This is a genomic window from Bacillus sp. NH11B (assembly GCF_001884205.1).
Taxonomy (GTDB): domain Bacteria; phylum Bacillota; class Bacilli; order Bacillales; family Bacillaceae_G; genus Bacillus_A; species Bacillus_A proteolyticus.
In genome coordinates, this window is record NZ_MAOG01000016.1 from 1 (window position 1) to 23,486 (window position 23,486).

Consider the following 23,486-nt stretch of genomic DNA (forward strand, 5'->3'; position numbering starts at 1 on the left):
GTCACTGTGCCGTCCAATTTAAGACCAACTGTATGCCAATCACCCACCGCAGTCGCCACAATATCTCTCCAGCTGCTTATATTACATTCTCCTTCTTTATTTCGGCCCACCGCTATTACCGTGCCATCCGGTTTAAGACCAATGGTACGACGCCATCCTGCCGCAACCGATACTATATTATGCCAGTCGTTCACATCACATTGATCATGCTTATTCCAGCCCACTGCGACCGATACAATATCACGCCAGCCACTTACATTGCATTCTCCCTCTTTATTTCGGCCCACTGCTATCACCGTTCCATCCGATTTAAGAGCAACTGTATGACCACGACCTGCCGCTATCGTATCTTTAGGCCACCGTTTCACTTTTAACATCTCTTCTTTCGGTGAAATGTAATTCATGTTTTACCTCCTTGCATATAAGCAACTATATCCAAATTGATATTTTTATCAAATTTCATTATAAATGACATGACTTTTTTTATAAAATTACAGCTACAAAAGAAGCCTATTATTACTTCTTCAAAAAATAAAAACCTCCAGTTTAAATACTAGAGGTTCCTTCTTTATTTCTTCAATCGTTCAATAAAATCGTTCAATTTATCAAGTGATTTCATATTCTGATTACAAGCTACACCATCTTTGCAAATATAGTTTCCCTTTCTAACGAAAGTCCCTGGTACATCACCTTTAATTTCAACTAAAAACATCCCTACTTCTTCATGCCCATGACATAATGAACAAATGCTTTTTTTATTTAAACTTTGAAATGTCCCTTGCAGACCAACAAACTTATTTTTATCATTTTTCGCTATAATAAATTTTCTGCTTGATCCCTTGTCAATCCAGCTTAAATAAGATAATTCTTTCATATCCAGTTCTTCCATATCAGGAAGTTTTAACTTTTTCGCCTTAGGAAATAATTTCTTTAACGTTTGTGCTGTAACTTCCTGAAACGGAATTACATACGGATTTATTTTCATTAAAAACGATTCTGCATCTTCTCTATTTTGAACTGTTAATACCGTATCAATTAACTCTTTCTGTTCATCCGTTAAATTCTCAAATACATGTATTATCTTTTCAATCGCAAGTGATTTTAACGCTTGAATTACACCTCTATCATTTGCCGTTGCATGCCCATTTGCTAAAATATAAGCTTGTGATTTTATAAAATTATATTGATCACTTCTAATAAAAGCTTCCATCTTTATCACTCCATACAAATTGTTGATCTAGTTTTATTGTATACAATGATTCAACTTTTTGATATGTAAAAGATAACTTAGAAAAGAATATTACATACATCGATTATTCTCTACCGCTGCATTTCCTGACAAAAGAATCCATCATCTGTTTTCCATTCCGCATATAGTACATCCTCAAATTTAGTAATCCCTTTTTGTTTTATTTGTTTATAAAGCCATCCTTCATCAAAACCTGCTTCCCTCAAATTATCTTTCACTACTTTTCCATCACTAATTAATGAAATGGGTAAGTATACAGGCTTATGTTTTAAACTTAAATCATTTATAGTAGGAGTTTCATATTTACTTTTTTTCAGAACACTTATGTTTCCGTTAGGTTCCAAAATCATATATTCAACTTCCTGGATTGAAAAAATATCTTTTTGCTGCCGTAGCATTTGCTGTAATTGGTTTATGTCCAAATGATTTGAACTTAGTTGTTCCCGGTCAATATATCCATTACGGATAATGATTGACGGAGAGCCTTCAAAAAAACTTCTCGTCCCTCTAAATTTTTGCGTTATTACTTCTATTGTATAAATTAGTACTACCCATACAAGTACTGCATATAAAATAGACCATATTTTTATTTTCGGATCATATATAGTATTTCCGACCAATTCTCCGAGAACAATAGCAGAAATAAAATCAAAAGGCGTTAACTGCGATATTTGTGTTTTCCCTAGTATTTTTGTAGCAACCAATAGAACAAAAAAACCAAAAATCAATTCTATTGTTATTTGTCCAAGATGATTCATATAGGTTCACCTTTCTGTCATATGAAATATAACGTTTTCATTTCCCATCCACGCCCCAATACTATACAATTGCGATTCATTTTTGCTATTATCATGCCCATTTATACTAAAAATATCGAATCCAATTTTGTAATGAACCTATAAAAAAAAGAATCTGATTCAAAATAACATATGAATCAGACTCTTTTTTAAAATTTATTTGGAATACACTATCTTCTTAATCGTTTCTCCGGAAAGAAAATATTCTTCTGCTAATTGATGAATTGCAATTCCACTTTTAAAAGCGTCTTTAATTGCTTTATTTCTTTCATCCAGTTGTTTTCTTCCGCCAGATTGTGTACCCCATTTATAATGTTTTGTTTCTTGTTTTGGAATGTAAATTGTTTCACCTTGTATATACTTTTGAATTTCAGCAATTAAACTTTCTGGTAAAACGGCCTTAGCCTTTACGTATTTCATTTCTGCTCGCCCCTTATTTTTTATGGTTCATTTCAATAAGGTGCAAAGCCAAATATAAAAAATGATACGAGCTCATCTTGGCGATTGTATATTACTTGTCTACCTCACGCAAAGTATCGCCATTTCCATACTTGGCTTTGCATGAGACGTTGCAGTGTCTGGCAATTGAATTATAATCGCCATATAAACACCTCCTAATATACCTTTTGCATTTTATTATATGATAAATCCCTTCCCCTTGCATCCACATCCTTTTTAAAGCACGAAATTACTTAGTTTGATATAATACTTTTTATTCCAATCAAAAAGTATAGTGAGGTTGCGTTATGAAGAAAAAAATAATCATTACAATAGTTACATTATTCATTATTACTATAGCATTATTCGGAACGTACAAATTAATGAACGCAAGAAGCTTTCAATTATTTGGAGACTTAACAAATCGCGTTGAAACGAATGAAAAGGTGATTGCTTTAACTTTTGATGATGGCCCTACTAACAATATAAAACAAATACTACCACTACTAGATAAGTACAATGCTAAAGCTACTTTCTTTGTTATCGGAAACGAATTAGAAAACAATTTACCATTAGGTGAAGCGATTGTTCGATCTGGACACCAACTTGGAAACCATACATATTCTCATAATAGAATGGTTTTCAAAACACCTTCTTTTATTAAAGAAGAAATAGAAAAAACGAATTCATTAATCCACCAAACAGGATATACAGGTGAAATTGATTTTAGACCCCCTAACGGCAAGAAATTAATTGGACTACCATATTACTTAAATAACAACAATATCGAAACGATTACATGGGATCTTGAACCTGATACTTTTTATAAATCTGCATCTGATAAAATTGACTACGTCAATGAGAATATAAAACCCGGTTCTATCATTTTATTACACTCTATGTACGATGAGTCTAATGAAAATTTACAAACCATTGAAGGTATTTTAGACTCTTTATCTAAAAAAGGGTATCAGTTCGTGACAGTAAATGAATTGCAAAAAAGAGCAAAATAAAAAGGTAGCGTATCATAGAGCGATGCGCTACCTCTCTTTTTATATAATTCCAAGTACATTTAGGAATACGATAATAATCGCAATTGGTGCAATATAGCGAAGTAAGAATAACCATAATACAAATAATTTATAGCCTTTATTTTTACTTACACCAAGCTCTTTCATTAATACATCTTTCTTCATTTTTAAAGGAACAAAGATGGAAACTAATAAAACACCCAGCGGCATTAGTATGTTACTAACCGCATAATCTGCTAAATCAAAAATTGTTTTTCCAAATGGTTTCACATCGCTTAACAAACCGAATGATAATGCTGATGGTACCCCAACAACGAAGATTAATAACCCTACGATTAAGGCCATTTTTTCACGTTTCCCTTTTCCTTTTGCAGTTAAAGATGCAACGCTAATTTCTAACATCGAAATTGCTGATGTAATAGTAGCAAAGAAGAATAGTAATAAGAAAACGATGAAGAATAATTTTCCGAACGCCATTTTACTGAAAATAGCTGGCAATACGATAAATAATAGCCCTGGTCCTTGCGATGGTTCCATTCCAAATGCGAATACAACTGGGAATATCGCAAGTCCTGCAAGTAAAGTAATAACAAGCGTCAAAGCAACGATAGAAAATGCTGAACGCGGTAAACTTTCTTCTTTCGGTAAGTATGAGCTATACGTTACCATAACGGCTACACCGACAGATAACGAGAAGAACGATTGCCCCATCGCATATAAAATAATTTCTGATGTTACGTTTGAGAAATCAGGTTGTAAGAAGAAGCGAACTCCTTCTCCAGCACCGTCTAATGTAAGTGCACGAACGATTAATACAAAGAATAAAACGAATAGTGCTGGCATGAAATATTTATTTACTTTTTCAACACCATTTTGTACTCCTTTACTTACGATAAAAATAGTAATAAGGATGAATAATAGCTGTGATCCAACTGCTAAATATGGATTGGAAATGATTTCACCAAACGTAGCTTCGTACGCACCATTTCCTTCCCATAGTCTACCTGTAATTGCATTCCATAAATATAATATAATCCAACCTCCTACAACACTGTAGAAAGAAAGTAATATGAAACATGTTACAATCCCCAACTTACCTAACCACGGCCATAGCGTTTTAGGTGCAATTTCTCTGTACGCATCAACGGCCTCTTTTTGTGTACTTCTTCCAATAACGAATTCTGCTAATAGTAGCGGTAAACCAATTAATAATGTGAAACCGATGAAAATAAGGAAGAACGCGCCGCCTCCTCCGATGCCGGCCATATACGGGAATTTCCAAATCGCTCCAAGACCAATCGCTGAACCTGCTGCAGCTAATACGAAACCTAATTTCGATGTCCATTGCTGTGAATTCATTTGTTAATCTCCTCTCTTTATCTTTTTCTGTTTTACAATCCGGTATTTATATTGTTCTATCCATACTCTTTTCTAATACATTCACTTCCTCCCTAACAATAAAAAACGCCCCTACGTAAATACGTAGGGACGACAAAAATATCGCGGTACCACCCTAGTTATGAAGATACAACAAAAGTAAGACCTAAATAAAAAACGTCCCTACGCAAATACGTAGGGACGATAAAATATCGCGGTACCACCCTAGTTATGAAGCCACACCAAAGTTAGGACCTAAATAAAAAACGTCCCTACGTAAATACGTAGGGACGATAAATATCGCGGTACCACCCTAGTTGTGAAACAATCTTCACCACTTTATTTGATAACGGTATAAACTACCGTCTTTCATTTCCTCAAAATATGAGATTTATGAAAGATGCTCCAGGACGAACTTCATGAATAATCTATATACTGATTCACACCAACCATCAGCTCTCTGAAATAGGGAGATTTTCACTACTATACCCTTTCATTGCCCAAATATTATTTTCCGAATTGATTACTATCATTTTTATCACACATTAAAAATAGTGTCAACTTATATTTTGAATTTTTATGTATTACATTCTATTCAAAAATTCAAAATATGACTTTTGTATGAATAGTATTAGAACATTTATGGTTTATACTGTATTAACTTCTCTAGCAGGTTTATAGTAGTATACGATGAATGCAAGACAGCACGAGTAGGAGGAAAGAATTTTGTCTACTTCAAAAGTTTTAAAAGGCACTGCTTTATTAAGTGGTGCAACAATGATTTCACGAATTTTAGGTTTTATATACTTCTTCCCTTTTCAATTATTAGTTGGAACGCAAGGGGTCGCTTTATACGGATATGCATACTCTTGGTACGGTATTTTATTAAGCTTTTCAACAGCTGGTATTCCTATTGCCGTCTCCAAATTTGTTGCAAAACATAATGCACTTGGTGATTATAGTACAAGTAAAAAATTATACAACTCTAGCGTAAAATTGATGTTGTTTATGGGCTTTTTAGGATTTTTAATTTTATTTATTGGAGCACCGTACATATCACAATTTATTATTCGCTCGAAAACGCCCGATCCACAATTTATCGCCGACGTAACACTTACAATGCGAGCATTAAGTTTCGCGCTTATTATCGTACCAGCTATGAGTGTTACACGTGGTTATTTCCAAGGTTTTCAACATATGAAACCAAGTGCTGTTTCTCAAGTTGTGGAACAAATCGCACGCGTTGTCTTCATTTTAGTTGGTAGTTTTATCGTCTCAAAACTATTAGGGGGTTCAGTAGCTTCTTCTGTTGCAGTTGCTACGTTTGGTGCTGTTATTGGGGCACTTGCCAGCGTCTCTATTTTAATGCTGTACTGGAAAAAATATAACGGATTAAAGCCTCCCGAAGGTGAATTAAAGTCAAGGGCATCCGATATTCCATTAAAAAATATTTATATAGAATTACTTAGATATGCAATCCCAATTGTATTTGTCGGTATTGCAATTCCGCTCTATACGTTAGTAGATCAATATACTGTAGCTGATGTCCTTAGAGCAATGGGAGAGCCTTTAGAAACCGCTAATGCAGTCTTCGCTTATATAACGAACTATGCCCAAAAGTTAATTATGATTCCAGCTTCACTTGCAACTGGATTCTCATTAACAATTATTCCAGCTATAACAAAATCATTTACAAGTGGGAAACTAGAAGAATTACAAGAACAAATTTCAAAGATATTCCAAGTGTTGTTATTCTTCACTATCCCAGCCGCATTCGGTTTAGCTAGTATTGCTTACGATGCATTCCGCATGGTTTATGTAAATCCTGAAATTGCACTTGGTGGATCACAATATTTAATTTCATTTGCACCTTCTGCTGTATTAAGTGCGATTTTCACAGTTTCAGCTGCTATATTACAAGGAATTGATTATCAAAGAAAAACAATGATTGCATTCTCAGTCGGTATTCTCGTTAAAATTGTGGTGAACACACCGCTCTTACATTTATTCGGTGGACATGGTGCTGTACTTGGAACAATTCTTGGATATCTCGTTTCAAATATTATTATGCTGTACTGCATCGTTAAGTTTGCGAAATTCAAAATTGGTGAAACAGCAAAAACAGTATTTCTAATTACGATTTACTCCGCAGCAATGTCTGCTGTTGTAATTGCATTAAGAGCAATTATAAGCTGGATTATTCCTGGACAATCTTATATAGAATCACTGATCATTGTGTTTATATGCGCCGCAGCAGGAGGACTTGTTTATCTTTTATTCGTACTAACGAGTGGACTTGCTTCGCATATTCTCGGTGATAGGGTTCAACGATTACCCGTACTAGGAAAATTAGTAAAATAAAAAAAGAAGAGATGTAACTCGTTGTTACATCTCTTCTTTTTCACTTTGCATATTGAATACGCTTTTGTTGTTCAGCAACATTTAATTCTGGAACATATTGTTCTACTAAATGTAATACCTCTTCAATTAACACTTCTAACTCCTGTACACTATACTCCGGTTTCCCTATTAACGTATTCGCCATACGCTCATATAAATTTTCAGGCTTAATACTCATTCGTTCCACATTATATGGCATCCATTTAAATGCAGGATGATGCACGTACATTCGGTTCAAACCAAATAAGACTCCAAATATATTTCTTTGCACTTCACAAATAACATCATATAGCATGAGCCAATCTTTTCTTTTTAAAAGAGCTTCTCGATTATGCCAACGATTACTAAACCAAAGATTTTCTGAAATCATTTTATTCACCAGTTCAGCCGGATATACTGCCACTCTATCTTTTAATTCATTCACTTTCTTTTCTCCATACAAACTAACACCATCATGAACAGATGATACAATACACTGTTTTTCATAATTTATATCATGCTGTTCTATAACTTCTGAAATAACCTTTTCTACTGTCACTGTTAAAAAATTACTAATCTCTAGTTTAATTCCTTCTTTTGTCAAATATGTTTCCGACCATTCTTCTTCCTCGTAAGGATGATATGACAAAATCGTTCCACCAATATTGTTAATAGGTCCTTGACGATCCTCATCCTCTGGCGGTGCTGACCATAAAATATGTAATTCAATATCAGAATGTTCGTCCTCTAATTTTCTTGCTACTGAACCCGCTAAAATAATCGCTTCGACTTTCGGGTTTTGCCTATAAACCTCCGACATTTTTATCGCTTTCTCTTTTAATCCCATTTCATTTCCCCCTAAAATTGCAGTACTCCCCTTACTTTTCATTTATCTATTTCGATATTGCACATTATATTACCTTTTCAAATTCCTACCAAATCATATTTCTACCCAATAACGCTGAACAATTTCACCAGTATTAGAAGAAATCACTTCATTTTCTAACGCACCGCCAACCTTTTGAATCGTTTTAGCAGAGCCAATATTAACTTTGTCACAAGTTATCAACACTTTTTTCAATCCTAATTTTTCCGCTTCAGCTAATGAAAGTCGAAGTTGCTTCGTCGCATAGCCTTGACGACGTTTATTAGGATGCACACTATAACCAATATGACCGCTTTCCAGCAATAATTCTGGATTTAACCGGTGTCGAATATTCACAAAGCCTATTATTTTTCCGTTCTCAACACTTAAAAACTGACTAGACGGCACTCGATTAAATGGTAAGTTTTTACCTTCTTTTTGTATACTCACTTTTTCAAACCATTCATCAAGAGAATCAAAATTTTGTAAAGAACAACTACCGTGCGGTTCTTCTCCTGAATTTAAAAATGCCCGCCGATACTCCATAATTTGTTCGCTATATTCGTATGTTGGTTTCAATAGCTTCATTGTCATTCTCCCCACTCGTCCATTCTCTATTTTTCTAAAAGAAACACCTTAATAGAGGATTTTCATCCTTACTATTAAGGTGTTTCTAGCACTTTTATTCAAATAATCCCATACTTAAATAGCGTTCCCCTGTATCAGGTGCAATACATAAAACTTTTTTACCCGCGCCTAGACGCTTCGCTATCATAATTGCTGCGTAAACAGAGGCTCCTGAAGATGGCCCTACTAGTAATCCTTCTTGTCTTGCTAAGTTCCTCATTGTAGTTAATGCCTCTTCATCTGCAATTTGAATAATTTCGTTATACACTTCTGTATTTAAATTTTTTGGAATAAACCCCGGGCTTGTTCCTACTAGTTTATGAGGGCCTGGAACACCACCAGATAACACTGGTGATCCTTTCGGTTCTACTACTGCAATATATAAGTTTGGTAGTTTCTCTTTTAACGTTTCACCGGTCCCTGTAATTGTTCCACCCGTTCCCGCCGTTGCTACAAATGCATCAAGCTCTCCTTCCATTTGTTCATAAATTTCAAGTGCAGTCGTATAACGATGAATATTCGGATTTGCTGGGTTTTCAAATTGCTGCGGAATAAAACTATTTGGAATTTCTTTTTGTAACTCTACCGCCTTCGCAATTGCTCCTGGCATTCTTTGTTCAGCTGGTGTTAAAACTACTTCTGCTCCGTATGCTTTCAATAAATTAATACGCTCTTTGGACATATTATCTGGCATAATTAAAATCGCTTTATATCCTTTAGCAGCTGCATTCATCGCTAAGCCAATTCCGGTATTTCCACTTGTCGGTTCAATAATTGTATCACCAGGTTTTATAAGTCCCTTTTCCTCAGCGGCATGAAGTAAATTATAGGCTGCACGATCTTTCACACTGCGAGATGGATTAAACATTTCCAGTTTTACATACACATCCGCTGCGTCTTCTGGAATAAATTTAGATAATCGAACAACAGGTGTATCTCCTATTAATTCTGTAACGTTTTCACATAATTTCATAGCGCATCTCCTATTCTATCGTTTTCTTATCATTTGGCAGTAACCATGAAGTTAGTCCAATTAATGGTAAACAACTACATAATAGCATAATAAATTGAAGGCTATACATATCAGCTAATTTTCCAAGGACTACAGCACCTAATGCTCCAAGGCCAAACGCAAGGCCGACAATTAATCCCGATACCATTCCCACTTTCCCCGGGACAAGCTCTTGTGCGTATACAACGATTACACTAAAACTACTTGAACTAATAAAACCGATACATAAAAATAACGGTACAACCCACACGAGCGAAACGTGAGGTAGTAAAAGTGCAAGCGGCGCTGAACCGAGCATTGAAAATACAATTATCTTTTTCTTACCGAATTTATCTGCTAACGGACCACCAAAGAAAGTACCTAATACACCAGCAATCATAAAAGCAAAGACGAAATACTGTGCGTTTTTTATAGATAAGCCGTAATGCTCTATTAAATAGAATTGATAGAAATTCCCGATACCAGCACCGTACCAAGAACGTACAAATGTTAGAAAGACAAGAAGTATAATAACAAATTTAATGTGCGTACTTACAATCGCATTTTCAGCCTCAAGTGCAGCCCTCTTTTTCCTTCTTACAGCACCAGTGGCTAATTCATTTTTATACCAATTTGATACGAAAATTAGTAATACAATTCCTACTGCTGCAAAGGCTGTAAAACCTAAAGAACCAATTTGACCAAGCGGGACGAAAATTAATGCTGTAAAAATAGGGGCTAGAGAATTCCCTGTGTTTCCTCCCACTTGATAAATCGCTTGTGCTAAACCACGTTTGGCACCTGCCGCCATATAAGCAACGCGGGCACCTTCAGGATGAAAGACCGCGGAACCTAATCCAATAAATAAAACAGAAATAATAACAATAATAAAGTTCGGAGCAAACGCGAGCCCAATCATCCCAAGCATGCTCGAAAACATACCGAGCGGTAATAAAAATGGTGACGGCTTCTTATCTGAATACATACCAAAAACCGGCTGCATAATCGATGACGTCATATTTAACGCGAACGCAATCCACCCTACTTGCATATAAGATAAATTCATCGTTTTTTCCAAAATAGGAAACAACGCTGGTACAACCGCTTGCATCGAATCATTCAAAAAATGTCCGAAACTAATCGCAAATAATATTCGATATATCGTCGGTGTTTCCACTGTACTTTTTTGTGAAACTGCCTGCATATATGAATCTCCCCTTTCTGTACAAAATATATATTTATTACAGTAGGTGTAATAAATTCTGATTTTTGAAACATTTCTATTCTATACTGGTTTCGTTTCTTTTTCCAGAAATTCAACTTCTAAAAAATATATATTTTCTATATGCTTTGTCGGATTTATTTATATGAACTCTCTGTATTTTCTTTTATACTGGGACAGGACGAAGGAAAGGGGTCCAACTATGAAGAACAAGGCGATCCTAAAAAAATATTAGGATCGCCTTTTCTATTAAATAGCAAAGCGCTTATACTTCTCGTAATCACTCGTCTTACATTCTAGTTCCATTTTCGTACCTTCGTTTTCATAACTCGTAGATAAAACGTGTGCATGATTGTTGAAATAAGAAACTACCTGTCCTTGATCATATGGAATTAACATTTCACACTTCGTATACTCTTTATAAATGTGTGAGCGAACCATTTCTACAAGCTCTTCAATTCCAACATGTTTCTTCGCAGATAGATAAACGCGATCTTCTTGCACTTTCGGAATTTCAACATCTACTATATCTGATTTGTTGTATGCATAAATCGTCGGGATATTTTCCACGCCAATTTTCTTTAACGTTTCATTTGTAATATCAATTAATTGCTCATAATTAGGATTTGAGTAATCTACGACGTGAATGAGTAAATCTGCTTCCGCCACTTCCTCTAGCGTTGAACGGAATGCTTTCACAAGATGATGCGGTAATTTACTTACAAATCCAACAGTATCCGTTAATAAAAATGATTTATTATCCGGCAAATCAATATTTCGTACAGATGTCTCTAATGTCGCAAATAACATATCTTTTTCAAATACTTGTTTTTCTACAGTACCATTAAAAATTTCAAGCATTGTATTCATTATTGTTGATTTACCTGCATTCGTATATCCTACTAATGACACAACTGGAATTTCATTTTTCTTACGTTGTTTACGCTGCGTTTGACGCTGTGCAACAAGTGCCTCTAATTCTTTATTTAGAGCTGCAATTTGTTCTTCAATTTTACGACGGTCTAATTCCAACTTCTTCTCACCGACACCTTTATTTTTCGTGCCAACTCCCCCGCTCTGTCTTCCTAACGATTCACGAAGACCGATTAAACGAGGCATCATGTACTGAAGATGGGCCACTTCTACTTGCAACTGTGCTTCTTTCGTTTTCGCACGCTGCGCAAAAATATCTAAAATTAAAATGGTACGATCAATTACTTTACAATCTAAATCCTCTTCTAAGTTTCGAATTTGAGAAGGAGATAATTCATCATTAAAGATAACCATATTCGCATCGGCTTCTTTCACATACGCTGCTACCTCTTCAATCTTCCCTTTTCCAATATAATGCGACGGATTTACTCGTTGTAAATTTTGCGTCACTTGACCGATTACTTCCACATCACAAGCTTCCGTAAGATTCGCTAACTCTTCCATCGAATACGCAAAATCAGCTTCATTACCTAAATTTACTCCAACTAATATTGCTCTTTGTAATAATTCTTCCATATATTTATTCCTCCATTTCGATTACGCAAAATAAAAAACACAGGTCACTGCCTGTGTTTTCGTAAACGGATAAGGGTTCACCAAAGAAATAGAAGAAAGCAGTGCTTTCGTTCTATAATATGGTCAAAAAGTCCCAAGATAGTATACGTATCCAACAAGTGTTCACCTATACTATCCCATTCTATTTATAAAGGCAAAACAAAAAGAGGGCGTATTCGTCCCTCCCTCTTTTTCACATATAAGCTTAATAAAGGGTTCCTTTAAAATAGGCAGACCAATCCCGTTCACTCTGTACACAGACAGAGCCTTTGAGCGCTATTCAATTATCGGCACAAAGTATTGAGACGTAATCTGATTAAGATCAAAGGAAGCCCCTCCGTTCATTTTAAGTTACATAAAGTGTAGCATAAGTAATTCGCTTTCACAAGATTAAACCACCTATAAAAATAGAAAGAAAATCTTTGTATTTTTACTTTAATCGTCATTTTTTGCGAATTCTTCTCACAATAAAAATAACAACAGCAATTATCAATAACAGACCTATAGAAATGATAGCCACTTGCCACCAACTTAAACTGCTTATCATTTCACCTTTTAAATCCAATTTCTTCGTCGGAACAGACTCTTTTGCAATATGACTTAAAGTATTTTTCTCCATCTCTGCCTCATCTAATCTCTTAGTTCCACTGCAAATAGATGTCTCTAACTTTTCCTCTCCTCTATAAGAAGAAAAGACTAGATACTCTCCTCCCTCTGCAAAACGAAATGCACAGCTACTAAAACTTGTATATATAATAGCTTGCGAAGAGCTTGTCCCTTTCCAAATTTTCTTCACTTCAAATAATGTTTTCATTTCTCCATCTTTCTCTTGAACTTCTAACACCTTACCTTCAAACACTACATCATTTTTTTGTAACCTCTCTTCTGGTGATGCTTTAGTACAATCACAAGCATAAGACTTCTCTGGTAAAATAAAATAAGTAAAGCTACAAATTAAAACAAGAGACAATACATATACGATTCTTTTCAAGAATCTCAAACCCCTTCACATTATCAATTTTAGAAGCTTTCCGTATATTATTTTTACGTCATTTCCCAAATTATTCCATAGTGAATTAAACATTATCATTTCAATACAATAAAAGTCTTTATTGACATTTTTATAACCTGATATTAGTATCAGGTTATAAAAATAAGTTAGGAGATGTTCCTATGAATTCTAAATCTCGTATTACTGCAATCGGTACTTATGTTCCAAAGCAAATATTGTCTAATAACGATTTAGAAAAGATGGTCCATACGAATGATGAATGGATTGTGCAAAGAACAGGAATGAAGGAAAGAAGAATCGCTAGTGAAGAAGAATACTCTTCTCACTTAGCCATTAAAGCGATTGGAAATTTATGTAAAACATATAAGAAAAGCTTAAAAGATGTCGACTGTATCATTGTCGCTACAACTACTGCTGACTTTGTTTTCCCTAGCGTTGCTTGCCAAATACAACAATACTTCAACATACCCCATACACTAGCTTTTGATTTAAATGCGACTTGCGCTGGTTTCACATATGGCCTGCACGTTGGTAATAGCTTGATTACTTCTGGATCACATGAAAAAGTACTTGTCGTAGCAACAGAGACATTATCTAAAGTTACTGATTACTCCGATAGAACGACCTGCATTTTATTTGGCGATGGTGCTGGAGCTATTTTATTAGAAAGAGATGAAATCAAACCAAGCTTTATCGCTGCTCACATGGGAACAAATGGTGCTGGTGGCATTCACCTATACAGAACAAACTTATCTACTACTATGAATGGCACACCACTGCAAACAAATGAAAAAATCGTTCAAAATGGGAGAGAAGTGTATAAATGGGCAACACGCACGGTACCAGCAAGTATAAAAGAACTATTACATACCGCAAATATGCAAATAGATGATATAGACTGGTTCGTACCACACAGTGTTAACTTACGAATGATTGAATCTATTTGCGAGAAAACCGAAATTCCAATTCAAAAAACTTTAACCAGTGTAAAATACATGGGGAATACATCTTCCGCTTCCATTCCACTCGCTTTAGATTTAGCTAGAAAAGAAGGAAAATTAAATAACGGAGATACACTTTTACTGTACGGATTTGGCGGTGGACTTACGCATTTAGGGGTTATTGTGGAATGGGATTTAGACTAATACTTTTTTATACAGCTAACATTACGGTAAATGCAATTACATCAATGATTTTCTGAATATATATATATCACAGCTCAAAATATATCAACGATTCCAGTTAGACTATTAGTTAATTGTAAAAAAAGCTGCCATTCAAAGATTGGTTACTTCCCTTTGAATGCGGCTTCTTTTATCTTAAGCTTATTCACCTGTCCGAGACCACATCACAACAGGAATTAGCAATAATGCTAACAATCCTCCCGCTAATGATAATGCGGCATAACTGGAATTAGCTACTACCATTCCTGACATCGCTCCACCTGAAGCTCCGGCTAACGCAATAAAAACATCTATTTTCCCTTGTGTTTTAGCACGTGTAGAAGGAGTTGTGGAGTCAACGATTTGTGCTGTACCACTAATCAATCCGAGATTCCATCCTAATCCAAGTAAAGAAAGAGCAACAATTAATAATAGTAAAGAATCACTCGGTGCTATCGCAGCTATGACACCCGCTGCAAGTAAAATCAGCCCACCAGCTATACTCATCTTAGTACGGCCAATTTTATCAATTAACATTCCTGTAACAAGTGATGGCAGGTACATTGCACCTACATGAAAACCAATTACAAGCCCTACTGCACTTAATCCATGACCGTGGTGTCCCATGTGAACTGGAGTCATCGTCATAATCGCAACCATCACTATTTGAGTAAGTATCATTACGATTGCTCCAACCGTAATACCTCGTTTGTTTTCTTTCGCTTCTTCTGTTACCGGTTGCCCTTTATATGTATGTTCTTGTTTATATGTTTCTATTATGTTAGCAATAATTAACGGATCTGGACGAAGCATAACGAAAAGGACAAGACCCGCAAGTATAAATGCCGCTGCTGATAATATAAACGGACCTGCAAGGTTAGGAATTCCAATTGAATGGGCAAAATCTCCCATTACGCCTACTAAATTCGGTCCTGCAACTGCACCGAAAGTCGTCATAACCATCGTAATACTAATAGCAGTTGCTCGTTGTTTCTTATCTGCTAAATCGGTACCAGCATAACGAGCTTGTAAATTCGTCGCTGTACCTGCACCATATACGAGTAAAGAGACTAGTAATAGAATAATACTATTTGTTAAAGCAGCCAATACAACTCCAATAGCCCCTAGCCCACCTACTATAAACCCTGTTGCAAGTCCTATTCGGCGACCATATTTTTGCGATAACTTCCCAACAAAGAAAGCCGCTACCGCAGATCCCATTGTAAACATAGCAGCCGGTAATCCTGCATATGCATCTGTCCCAAGCATTTGCTGCGCAAGAAGTGCACCTACTGTAATTCCAGCTGCTAACCCTGCCCCACCAAACATTTGTGAAATACTTACGATTAGTAACGTTCGTTTATATAATTTTTGTTGCTCTTCTTCTGTATACATATGGTTACTTATTGATTCATCCGCCTTACCTAGCATTTTCTCACCCTCCTTTTGAAATTAATTCCTCTTGTTAATGTACTATAATTATTGTTTCATATTCAATGACAATTGTAATCGTTACTTGAAAGACACTCTCATTAATCCATCTAATATAAGTATATTCTAACTAAAAAAAGCTGTCCTATAGTTTAGTTTCACCTACTTACGGGACAGCTTCTCCTCATGTTTTATACCTACCTCTAATAATGACAAAATCTCTCTATGCTATTTAACCTCTACATCTTGCACAGATTCAATTTCCTTTTTCTTACCTTCTTTTATTTCATAATAATACGAAGGTAATTCTATATTATGTTCTAAGAAATAATCCTCAATTAATGAAATAATCACTTTCAATGTTTTCAAACGAGCGTATAATTTATCATTACTCGCAATAATATTCCATTTAGCATTCGGTTTATTTGTGTTTTCAAACATATCTTCCATTGCTTCGACATACTCATCCCATTTTTCCCGATTACGCCAGTCCTCATCTGTAATTTTCCATCTTTTAAGAGGATTATTCTCTCTTTCTGTAAATCTCTTCAACTGTTCGTCTTTACTAATCTGATAGAAAAGCTTTCCTATAATATAATGATCATCAGTTAATAGTTTTTCAAAATCATTAATTTCATCATACGCTCTCGTCCACTCTTCGTTTGTAGCAAAGCCTTCAACACGTTCAACTAATACCCGCCCATACCATGAACGGTCGAATATAGTAATTTGCCCATATTGAGGAATTTTCCGCCAAAAACGTTGCAAATAATGATACCGTTTTTCATGTGGAGCAGGGGCGCCAATTGGATTCACTTGGAATCCACGCGGATCAAGATGTTCAGTCACTCGCTTAATCGCTCCGCCTTTACCTGCTGCATCCCAGCCTTCCATAACAAGCATAACGGCTATTTTTTCTTCTTTTAAAATTTGCTGTAGTGCTAATAAGCGCATTTGATATTTTTCGAGTTTCTTATTGTACTTAGATTTCGAATCAATTCTTTTCGTTAAATCTACTTTAGCCAGATGCTCTTTTTCCATCAAACAAATCCCCCTTGTTATATGACAATGTTATTTTAACATATTTATTGGGAATTTTTTCATATTAACATTCCTTTTGACTAATACTCATCCCCTCCACCTGTATCTATCCTTTGTAAGTCGGACGCATCTTTAAATTGATAAATCCCCCCCAGATTTACTTTTTAGTATCCTTTAGCAAGCATTTATTATTAATCAAAAAAACAAAACAAGGAAACTATGCCGAAAAAGCTCTACACAGTTTCCTTGTTTTTTTAAATGTGTGTGTGACATACTTGGGAAGATTAATTACGAAAAGATAGGAGCTCTATCGCTTCACTTATACTACAAACGAATTACAGGCGGAATATCTCCTTCTGATAAAAAGTAAGCACACACTGTAAATCCACTAACTAATATTGATAATAATGTTATTACAATCCCACGTGGTATATTATCTCAAAAAGAGAAGATAATAACAAATAAATCCATTAAAGAATGGGAGCTCTCTAAAATGAAACACAAAATAATAACTCTCTTTACGCTTATATGTTTAGCACTACCAATGCAAGCTAATGCTTACACATTTCAGTCGTTACCAATTGCATCAAAGTCTAAACAATGGTATATCGAAATTGACAAATCTCATAACTCAAACAAGCAAGCGGTGCAGCCAAAACAAGGTGTATATGATACGTATAGTTTACTCTTAAAAAATATTGGTAATGATGTATCAAATGTATCTGTAGAAATACTTGATAACACACCTACATCTAAAGCTACCTTCAATCCTACTACATTAAATAACAACGTTTCAAAAAGTCATACAAGCTTTGACTACATGGTATTCCCATTAGACTTTAATAGCCATAATTTCAAAGTCGTCATTACTTGGGAGGAAAAGAATTTCTCTTACAACGGCCATCCAGTAAATGAGAGTAAAAAAATAAAACAAACATTTGTGTTTAATGAAGAGTAAGCCCTAATTGGATTAGGGCTTACTCTTCATTTACAAAACCAGATTGAATTGCATCTGTCACTTCTTTTGCAATTTCCATTGTCGTTGCTTCCATACAAAGTTTTTTATACCAAATATGTACGGATGATTTTTTATTAGAAAGATGCTTCATTAAAATCAATTGACTATATGCCATTTTACTTTCTATAGGAGTCGCAATATACACCGTAAAATTCTTTGCTTCAAATACCTTTTCTCCCAAAACATATTTACATCCTAACTCATCTACTACTAAATCATTTAGGCTTTCTATTGTCATATACTATATCCCCCTTTTAGCCTACATAATCAATCGAACCTCCGAATACTTGGTACAGACAATGCCATTCCAATTGTTATGAGTACTAAAATAGCTAGCATTATAATTGTTATTTTGCCACCTATTACAGTGGCTAACCAGCCTACAATCACATACCCTAATGGCAATAAAGCAAATGAACCTAACATATCAAGACTTGCCACTCTTCCAAATGCTTCTTCTGGTACAAGCTCTTGTAAACTTGTTTCCCAAATGAGCCCAAATATCATCATACCGAATCCTTCTATTGCCATTAAAGCTATTAAAGCAGGTGCCCAAGAAACGAAAGGCATAATTAATAGTGCTATTCCACTTATTAACACACCACCATATGCTAGTACTCCCCTCTTACGCCACTGCTGCCGCCCACCAAAAATTAGTGCTGCAATTACAGCTCCAGCACCAGAAGAAGCCATACCCAATCCATACACGAAAGCTTCAAAATGATGATGAACATTAAACAACCATGGAATTAATACAACGATAATTCCTGCATAACAAATATTTATGAAAGAAAAGACTAAAATTGTAATCCACAGCCACGGGTGACTTTTCAAAACTAAAACACCTTCCATAAACTCTTGTTTGTAATCGATCTTACTCTTTTCAATAGGTTTTACTGTTTGAAACTTGATTTCTCTTAAAAATAATAAACATAAAAATGATAACAAATATGTTACTGCATCCAGTCAAAATCCTATTCCGGCAGATGCAACTGAAACGATCAATCCTCCAAGAGCCGGTCCAATTAGTCGTATACCTTGATTACTCATTTGAGTTAATGCATTAGCTGCATTTCGAATTTTCGGTACAAATACTTTCGCTCTTACAGCCGCATACGCCGGCTGAAATATCCCTTCCATAAGTCCATATAATGCTACGAATACATATAGAAGTGGAATTGTTAAAACGTCCATAAATATAAGTGTTGCAAGTAATAACATTAATATGCAACGGATTATATCTGTAAATAACATCAATTTTACCCGGTCAATTCGATCCACGACTAATCCAGCAAACGGTAACGCAAGAATATTAGGAAGCATGTACATTGCCATAGTCATTCCCATTACAACTGTTGAACCAGTTAATGAATATACAACGACTGGCAGAATAACCATCGTTATCGAACTACCTAAAGTCGAAAGTAATTGCCCAAGCCATAAAAACTTAAAGTGTGGTGACACTTTAACTGGCAATAACAATTTACCGACATAACCTAAATGTTTTTCTGTTGGTATTTCTCCTTGCATATCTCTCTCCTCTTTTCAAATTAAGTTAATACCCAAGATTAAATACAGAAAATTCAATCTTTAACACCTTTAATTATATATGAAACTGTTAAATTATTAGTAAAAATATAAAAAAGAAAATCATAATGAATCTACACATATCACGTGTTGAATATAAATAGAAAAGGTGTTTTCATTTATGAAAACACCTTTTCTATTTATAATTTTAAGTTCTTCTTCAATGTCCAATACTTTTCTTGAGCATTTTCAAATGAGAATTCTACCCAGCCATTGGGATCTTCACGATATACATTTACTTTTGTACCATTCTCTAATTTTCCAACTTCATTTTGTGTAACGTTTGGTACACTCTTAATTGGATTGTTAAACGGGAATGGAACTTGATAGTAAGATCCTACAGTTTGAACAGTAGCTTTCGCATCTTTTGCGTAATCTTTATATGGAATTGTTTCGCCTAATGCCTCTACATTTAATGTATTAGGGTTTTTCGGCAATCGGTTTACATTTTGATAATCTTTGTTATTGAAAGGCTTAATACGTTCCATAATATTAGCAATTTTGCCAGCCCATTCTTTATCAGTTGAATACATTACATTCATCGCAGATAATGTATAACCGTTGAAATACTTAGCACCTTGTTCTAAGTAATTCTTCCTCACATAATCAGCATTGTATGAAATACTTAATCCATAAGATGGTAAATATTTTGCATGTGCGAATGGGTCCCAATCATACGCTCGTAGTCCAAATAAATTATGTTTACGATATGCAATTTCTGATTTCCCGTATCCAGACTCTAAGATTGCATGTGCTGCTAAATATAAAGAGTTTACGCCATACTCGTTTTGCGCTTTAATAAAGTCTTGTCCAACTCCAACAAGCGGACTATCGGGATGATATCTTTTAATATAATTATCAATCTCTTGAGCTGTTACATTAGAAGGTAATGTTACATCTAAATCGATATATGATGCCATGGCATTATATAAAAATTGCGCATATTCTTCACGTGTTAAAACACTAGTTGGATTAAATGCACCTGCACCATTACCTGCAGCAACGCCGTTAGACTCTAATGCACTAATGGCATCATTTGCCCAATGATTTTTCGGAACATCATTAAATGTATGATTAGCTTTTACTTTTAGTTTAAAAGCTTTCTGTAAAATTACAGCCATTTCAGCACGAGTTAAAGATTCTTTCGGTCTAAATGTTCCTTTACCATCACCTACGAAAATCCCCATATCTGTTAAAGCTAAAATTTCTTTTTGGAACATTGTTGTCCCTTCGCTAATATCAGAGTATGGATTTTTATACTCGCTTTTCGCTTCTGGTTTTAATGCACGATATATTAATGCGGCTACTTGCTCACGATTTACAACATCCCCAAATCCAAACTTACCATTATCATATCCTGCAATAATTTCTTTTGACGTTAAATTAATAATTGCTTTATATGACCAATGATCTTTCGGAACGTCTGGAAATTCCTTTTCAGCTGCAAATGAAGTTGCTGGAGCCATCACTACTTGAAGTGCGACTGTCACTGCTAACACATTAGAAATAAATTTTTTCATATTTTTTAACACGTTATGTATATGCTTGTCCCGTGTTAACTTGCCTCCCTTTTTAATAAAATTTTCCCTATTAAACTAACAAACTTTTAAGTCAATTAATTAGTCAACAGTAAAAGTATACGTGATAAAAATAAACTAATCTACCATTATTTTATTTATAATCATCATAATACGATACATCTTTTTATTTCGATACAAAATTATATAAATCCATATAAAAAGCCCATCTCTATATAGACGATGGGCTTTTTAAACGATGTTTTTTTATTTAGCTAATCGATACTTTGTAACATTGAAACCTTTCCACTCATAATAATCTAAAATCCCAGCATAAACTGCCTCTGCAGCAATTTGTCTTCCTGACTCAGTAGCTAATTTGCCATTATCTATATTGTTATCTATAAAGGCAAGCTCTGTTAAAACTGCTGGTACTGTATTTTTATTTACTACATAAAATGAATGATTGTCTTTTATATCTCTATCTCTTGTATGTAGTGCTTCTACTACTCGTTTTTGAATTTTTTGTGCTAATACTTCGCTATCCTTTTCAAGCTGTGTCTCTTCCCCAGACTTGGATTTTTTATAATAATATGTTTCCGTTCCATGACCATCATGATTTTCAGAAGCATTTGCATGAATGCTTACAAATATATCTGCATTGTTCTCTTGACCAAATTTCACTCGATTCACAAGAGACTCATTCTTGTTACTTCCTGGATTTCCGTTCTCTTCACGTGTTAACAAAGCTTTTAAAGGTGTATTTTTTTCTAACAATTGCTGTAATCTTAAAGATGTATCAAATACAATTTCACTTTCCTTTTCACCTTGCCCTGGATTCCCTGGATCAAATCCTCCATGACCAGGGTCAATAATAACTACCTTTTCCACTAATGGATTTCCAACTTGAATTTTGTCAGCCTTTGTAATAAATTGAGCTGCTTCTGCTTTAGTTAGAGTTTTTTCAGGCTCCCATTTGTTACCAGTACCAACAGAAATCCCTAATTCAACTAGGATGTTAACTTTTGTTTTACCCCAGCTTTTTTCTAAATCACTGAATTTAGTTGCTGGAGTACCATTTACTTTAGAATCTAATTTGTAAGCTTCTACAATAAGGGAGGCCATTGAAACTCGGTCGATTTTCCCAGTTGGATCAAATACGCCTGGGCCTTTCCCTTTAACAACACCAGCTTTTTCTACAGCTGCGATGAATGGAGTATACCATTGGTTTTGAGAATCACCGAAAGATGGTTTAGCATTTTTATCGATTGGTAAGTTTAAGATTTTAGCCATCATTGTAGCTGCTTCTGCACGAGTGATTTCCTTTTCAGGCTCGAACATTCCTGCATCATTACCCTTAACTGCACCTTTTTCTACTAAATAGTTAATAGAATCTTCTGCCCAGTGTTTAGCTGGGACATCTGGAAATGTTTTTGTTTGTGCGAAACTACTAGATGAATAAGATAATATACTAGCTGCGATTATTCCTGCTGTGATTATTCTATTTTTCATAGAATATATTCCCCTCTCAAGTACAATGTTTTATGTAACAGAGTAATTATAGTTCTGAAAATTAGTAATAGTCAATTGTATTTTGTATAATTTTGTCTTATTATTGTATTTTTTGGAACAAATAACTATAGTTAAACTATAAGAGACTCATTTTATAAGAGGAGAGATTCGTATGAGTACGAATTGGAAAAGTATCGAACACCGCATTTATACAATGTGTATGATTCAGCGTAACAATGAAATATTACTAATACAACGGCCGGATCATCTAGGCTTCCCTGGTTACATCGCTCCAGGCGGAAAAGTAGATTTCCCAGAAAGTATCGTTCAAGCCGCTATAAGAGAAGTAAAAGAAGAAACTGGATTACTTGTTTCTAATTTAATCTTTAAAGGATTAGACGAATATGTAAATCCAAAAGAACAAGTTCGCTATATGGTTTTCAATTATTGGACAGATTCATTTGAAGGTAGCCTTCTTCCTCACCCTCCAGAAGGAGAATTAGTATGGGTTCCAATTGACTCTGCGTTACAGCTTCCCATGCAAGAGTGGTTTAAAGAAAGATTCCCATTATTTTTTGAAAAAAGCACTTTCGAAATTCAACGTGTTTGGGATCGTGACTTAGATAAACAAGTTGCTATGACAATTACCCCTACATAAAAAAGCTTGGAATATCTCCAAGC

20 protein-coding genes, 2 pseudogenes and 1 other annotated feature are annotated in these 23,486 nt (G+C 34.9%); of the genes and pseudogenes, 5 read left to right on the plus strand and 17 right to left on the minus strand.

Annotated features, from left to right (window positions below):
- From BAU27_RS02435 to BAU27_RS02450, 4 genes and pseudogenes are all read right to left on the minus strand, one after another.
- A pseudogene (locus tag BAU27_RS02435) lies at positions 1 to 404 on the minus strand (chromosome condensation regulator); the annotation flags it as partial.
- Between the two features lie 164 nt (positions 405 to 568).
- A complete protein-coding gene (locus tag BAU27_RS02440; RefSeq protein ID WP_071770032.1) occupies positions 569 to 1,210 on the minus strand; it encodes a FusB/FusC family EF-G-binding protein in 642 nt (213 codons plus the stop codon).
- Positions 1,211 to 1,320: 110 nt separating this feature from the next.
- Complete coding sequence (locus tag BAU27_RS02445; protein WP_071770033.1) at positions 1,321 to 2,007, minus strand: DUF421 domain-containing protein; 687 nt, start codon at positions 2,005 to 2,007, stop codon at positions 1,321 to 1,323.
- Between the two features lie 195 nt (positions 2,008 to 2,202).
- Positions 2,203 to 2,466 (minus strand): CD3324 family protein, encoded by a 264-nt coding sequence (locus tag BAU27_RS02450; protein WP_071745093.1) that lies wholly within the window; start codon positions 2,464 to 2,466, stop codon positions 2,203 to 2,205.
- Positions 2,467 to 2,792: 326 nt separating this feature from the next.
- Here BAU27_RS02450 and BAU27_RS02455 point away from each other — a divergent pair, with 326 nt between their 5' ends.
- Positions 2,793 to 3,497, plus strand: a complete 705-nt coding sequence (locus tag BAU27_RS02455; protein WP_071770034.1) for a polysaccharide deacetylase family protein — start codon at positions 2,793 to 2,795, stop codon at positions 3,495 to 3,497.
- Between the two features lie 39 nt (positions 3,498 to 3,536).
- Here BAU27_RS02455 and BAU27_RS02460 read toward each other — a convergent pair whose 3' ends face one another.
- Positions 3,537 to 4,874, minus strand: a complete 1,338-nt coding sequence (locus BAU27_RS02460; protein ID WP_001088176.1) for a sodium-dependent transporter — start codon at positions 4,872 to 4,874, stop codon at positions 3,537 to 3,539.
- A 301-nt stretch (positions 4,875 to 5,175) separates the two neighbouring features.
- Positions 5,176 to 5,398: a binding site (T-box leader), on the minus strand.
- 220 nt (positions 5,399 to 5,618) lie between these two features.
- On the opposite strand from BAU27_RS02460, the gene BAU27_RS02465 reads away from it, so the two are divergent.
- Positions 5,619 to 7,253 carry a putative polysaccharide biosynthesis protein gene (locus BAU27_RS02465; RefSeq protein WP_071770035.1) on the plus strand — a complete coding sequence of 545 codons (1,635 nt, stop codon included), beginning with the start codon at positions 5,619 to 5,621 and terminating at the stop codon, positions 7,251 to 7,253.
- Positions 7,254 to 7,293: 40 nt separating this feature from the next.
- On the opposite strand, the gene BAU27_RS02470 is transcribed toward BAU27_RS02465, so the two are convergent.
- The 6 genes from BAU27_RS02470 to BAU27_RS02495 all read right to left on the minus strand — a co-directional run bounded on the left by BAU27_RS02470 (position 7,294) and on the right by BAU27_RS02495 (position 13,515).
- Positions 7,294 to 8,118 (minus strand): DUF4037 domain-containing protein, encoded by an 825-nt coding sequence (locus BAU27_RS02470; RefSeq protein WP_071770036.1) that lies wholly within the window; start codon positions 8,116 to 8,118, stop codon positions 7,294 to 7,296.
- Between the two features lie 93 nt (positions 8,119 to 8,211).
- Entirely contained in the window at positions 8,212 to 8,724 is a 513-nt protein-coding gene (locus BAU27_RS02475) for a GNAT family N-acetyltransferase (protein ID WP_071770037.1), read from the minus strand.
- 94 nt (positions 8,725 to 8,818) lie between these two features.
- Entirely contained in the window at positions 8,819 to 9,736 is a 918-nt protein-coding gene (cysK, locus tag BAU27_RS02480) for a cysteine synthase A (protein ID WP_071770038.1), read from the minus strand.
- Positions 9,737 to 9,746: 10 nt separating this feature from the next.
- Positions 9,747 to 10,958 carry an MFS transporter gene (locus BAU27_RS02485; protein WP_071770039.1) on the minus strand — a complete coding sequence of 404 codons (1,212 nt, stop codon included), beginning with the start codon at positions 10,956 to 10,958 and terminating at the stop codon, positions 9,747 to 9,749.
- A 267-nt stretch (positions 10,959 to 11,225) separates the two neighbouring features.
- Entirely contained in the window at positions 11,226 to 12,485 is a 1,260-nt protein-coding gene (gene hflX, locus BAU27_RS02490) for a GTPase HflX (protein ID WP_071770040.1), read from the minus strand.
- Between the two features lie 481 nt (positions 12,486 to 12,966).
- Positions 12,967 to 13,515, minus strand: coding sequence for a cobalamin biosynthesis protein CbiN (locus BAU27_RS02495; RefSeq protein ID WP_071770041.1), 549 nt, complete (start codon positions 13,513 to 13,515; stop codon positions 12,967 to 12,969).
- Between the two features lie 182 nt (positions 13,516 to 13,697).
- On the opposite strand from BAU27_RS02495, the gene BAU27_RS02500 reads away from it, so the two are divergent.
- The gene (locus tag BAU27_RS02500) at positions 13,698 to 14,681 is read left to right on the plus strand and encodes a ketoacyl-ACP synthase III (RefSeq protein WP_071770042.1); all 984 of its coding nucleotides are present in this window, start codon (positions 13,698 to 13,700) and stop codon (positions 14,679 to 14,681) included.
- 180 nt (positions 14,682 to 14,861) lie between these two features.
- On the opposite strand, the gene BAU27_RS02505 is transcribed toward BAU27_RS02500, so the two are convergent.
- Both BAU27_RS02505 and BAU27_RS02510 read right to left on the minus strand, forming a co-directional pair.
- Positions 14,862 to 16,130: an MFS transporter gene (locus BAU27_RS02505; protein ID WP_071770043.1), complete on the minus strand. Its 1,269-nt coding sequence runs from the start codon at positions 16,128 to 16,130 to the stop codon at positions 14,862 to 14,864.
- A gap of 228 nt (positions 16,131 to 16,358) precedes the next feature.
- Positions 16,359 to 17,171, minus strand: coding sequence for a polyphosphate kinase 2 family protein (locus BAU27_RS02510; RefSeq protein ID WP_071770044.1), 813 nt, complete (start codon positions 17,169 to 17,171; stop codon positions 16,359 to 16,361).
- A 493-nt stretch (positions 17,172 to 17,664) separates the two neighbouring features.
- Here BAU27_RS02510 and BAU27_RS02520 point away from each other — a divergent pair, with 493 nt between their 5' ends.
- Complete coding sequence (locus BAU27_RS02520; protein ID WP_071745082.1) at positions 17,665 to 18,129, plus strand: hypothetical protein; 465 nt, start codon at positions 17,665 to 17,667, stop codon at positions 18,127 to 18,129.
- Positions 18,130 to 18,148: 19 nt separating this feature from the next.
- Here the strand turns inward: BAU27_RS02520 and BAU27_RS02525 are convergent, their stop codons facing one another.
- The 4 genes and pseudogenes from BAU27_RS02525 to BAU27_RS02540 all read right to left on the minus strand — a co-directional run bounded on the left by BAU27_RS02525 (position 18,149) and on the right by BAU27_RS02540 (position 22,805).
- On the minus strand, positions 18,149 to 18,427 hold the full coding sequence (locus tag BAU27_RS02525) for a hypothetical protein (protein WP_071770045.1): 279 nt from the start codon (positions 18,425 to 18,427) through the stop codon (positions 18,149 to 18,151).
- A gap of 29 nt (positions 18,428 to 18,456) precedes the next feature.
- Positions 18,457 to 19,719, minus strand: a pseudogene (locus BAU27_RS02530) (MFS transporter).
- A gap of 197 nt (positions 19,720 to 19,916) precedes the next feature.
- On the minus strand, positions 19,917 to 21,296 hold the full coding sequence (locus tag BAU27_RS02535) for an S-layer homology domain-containing protein (RefSeq protein ID WP_071745141.1): 1,380 nt from the start codon (positions 21,294 to 21,296) through the stop codon (positions 19,917 to 19,919).
- Between the two features lie 264 nt (positions 21,297 to 21,560).
- Positions 21,561 to 22,805 (minus strand): N-acetylmuramoyl-L-alanine amidase, encoded by a 1,245-nt coding sequence (locus tag BAU27_RS02540; protein WP_071770046.1) that lies wholly within the window; start codon positions 22,803 to 22,805, stop codon positions 21,561 to 21,563.
- 172 nt (positions 22,806 to 22,977) lie between these two features.
- On the opposite strand from BAU27_RS02540, the gene BAU27_RS02545 reads away from it, so the two are divergent.
- A complete protein-coding gene (locus BAU27_RS02545; RefSeq protein ID WP_071770047.1) occupies positions 22,978 to 23,463 on the plus strand; it encodes an 8-oxo-dGTP diphosphatase in 486 nt (161 codons plus the stop codon).
- Positions 23,464 to 23,486: the final 23 nt, after the last annotated feature.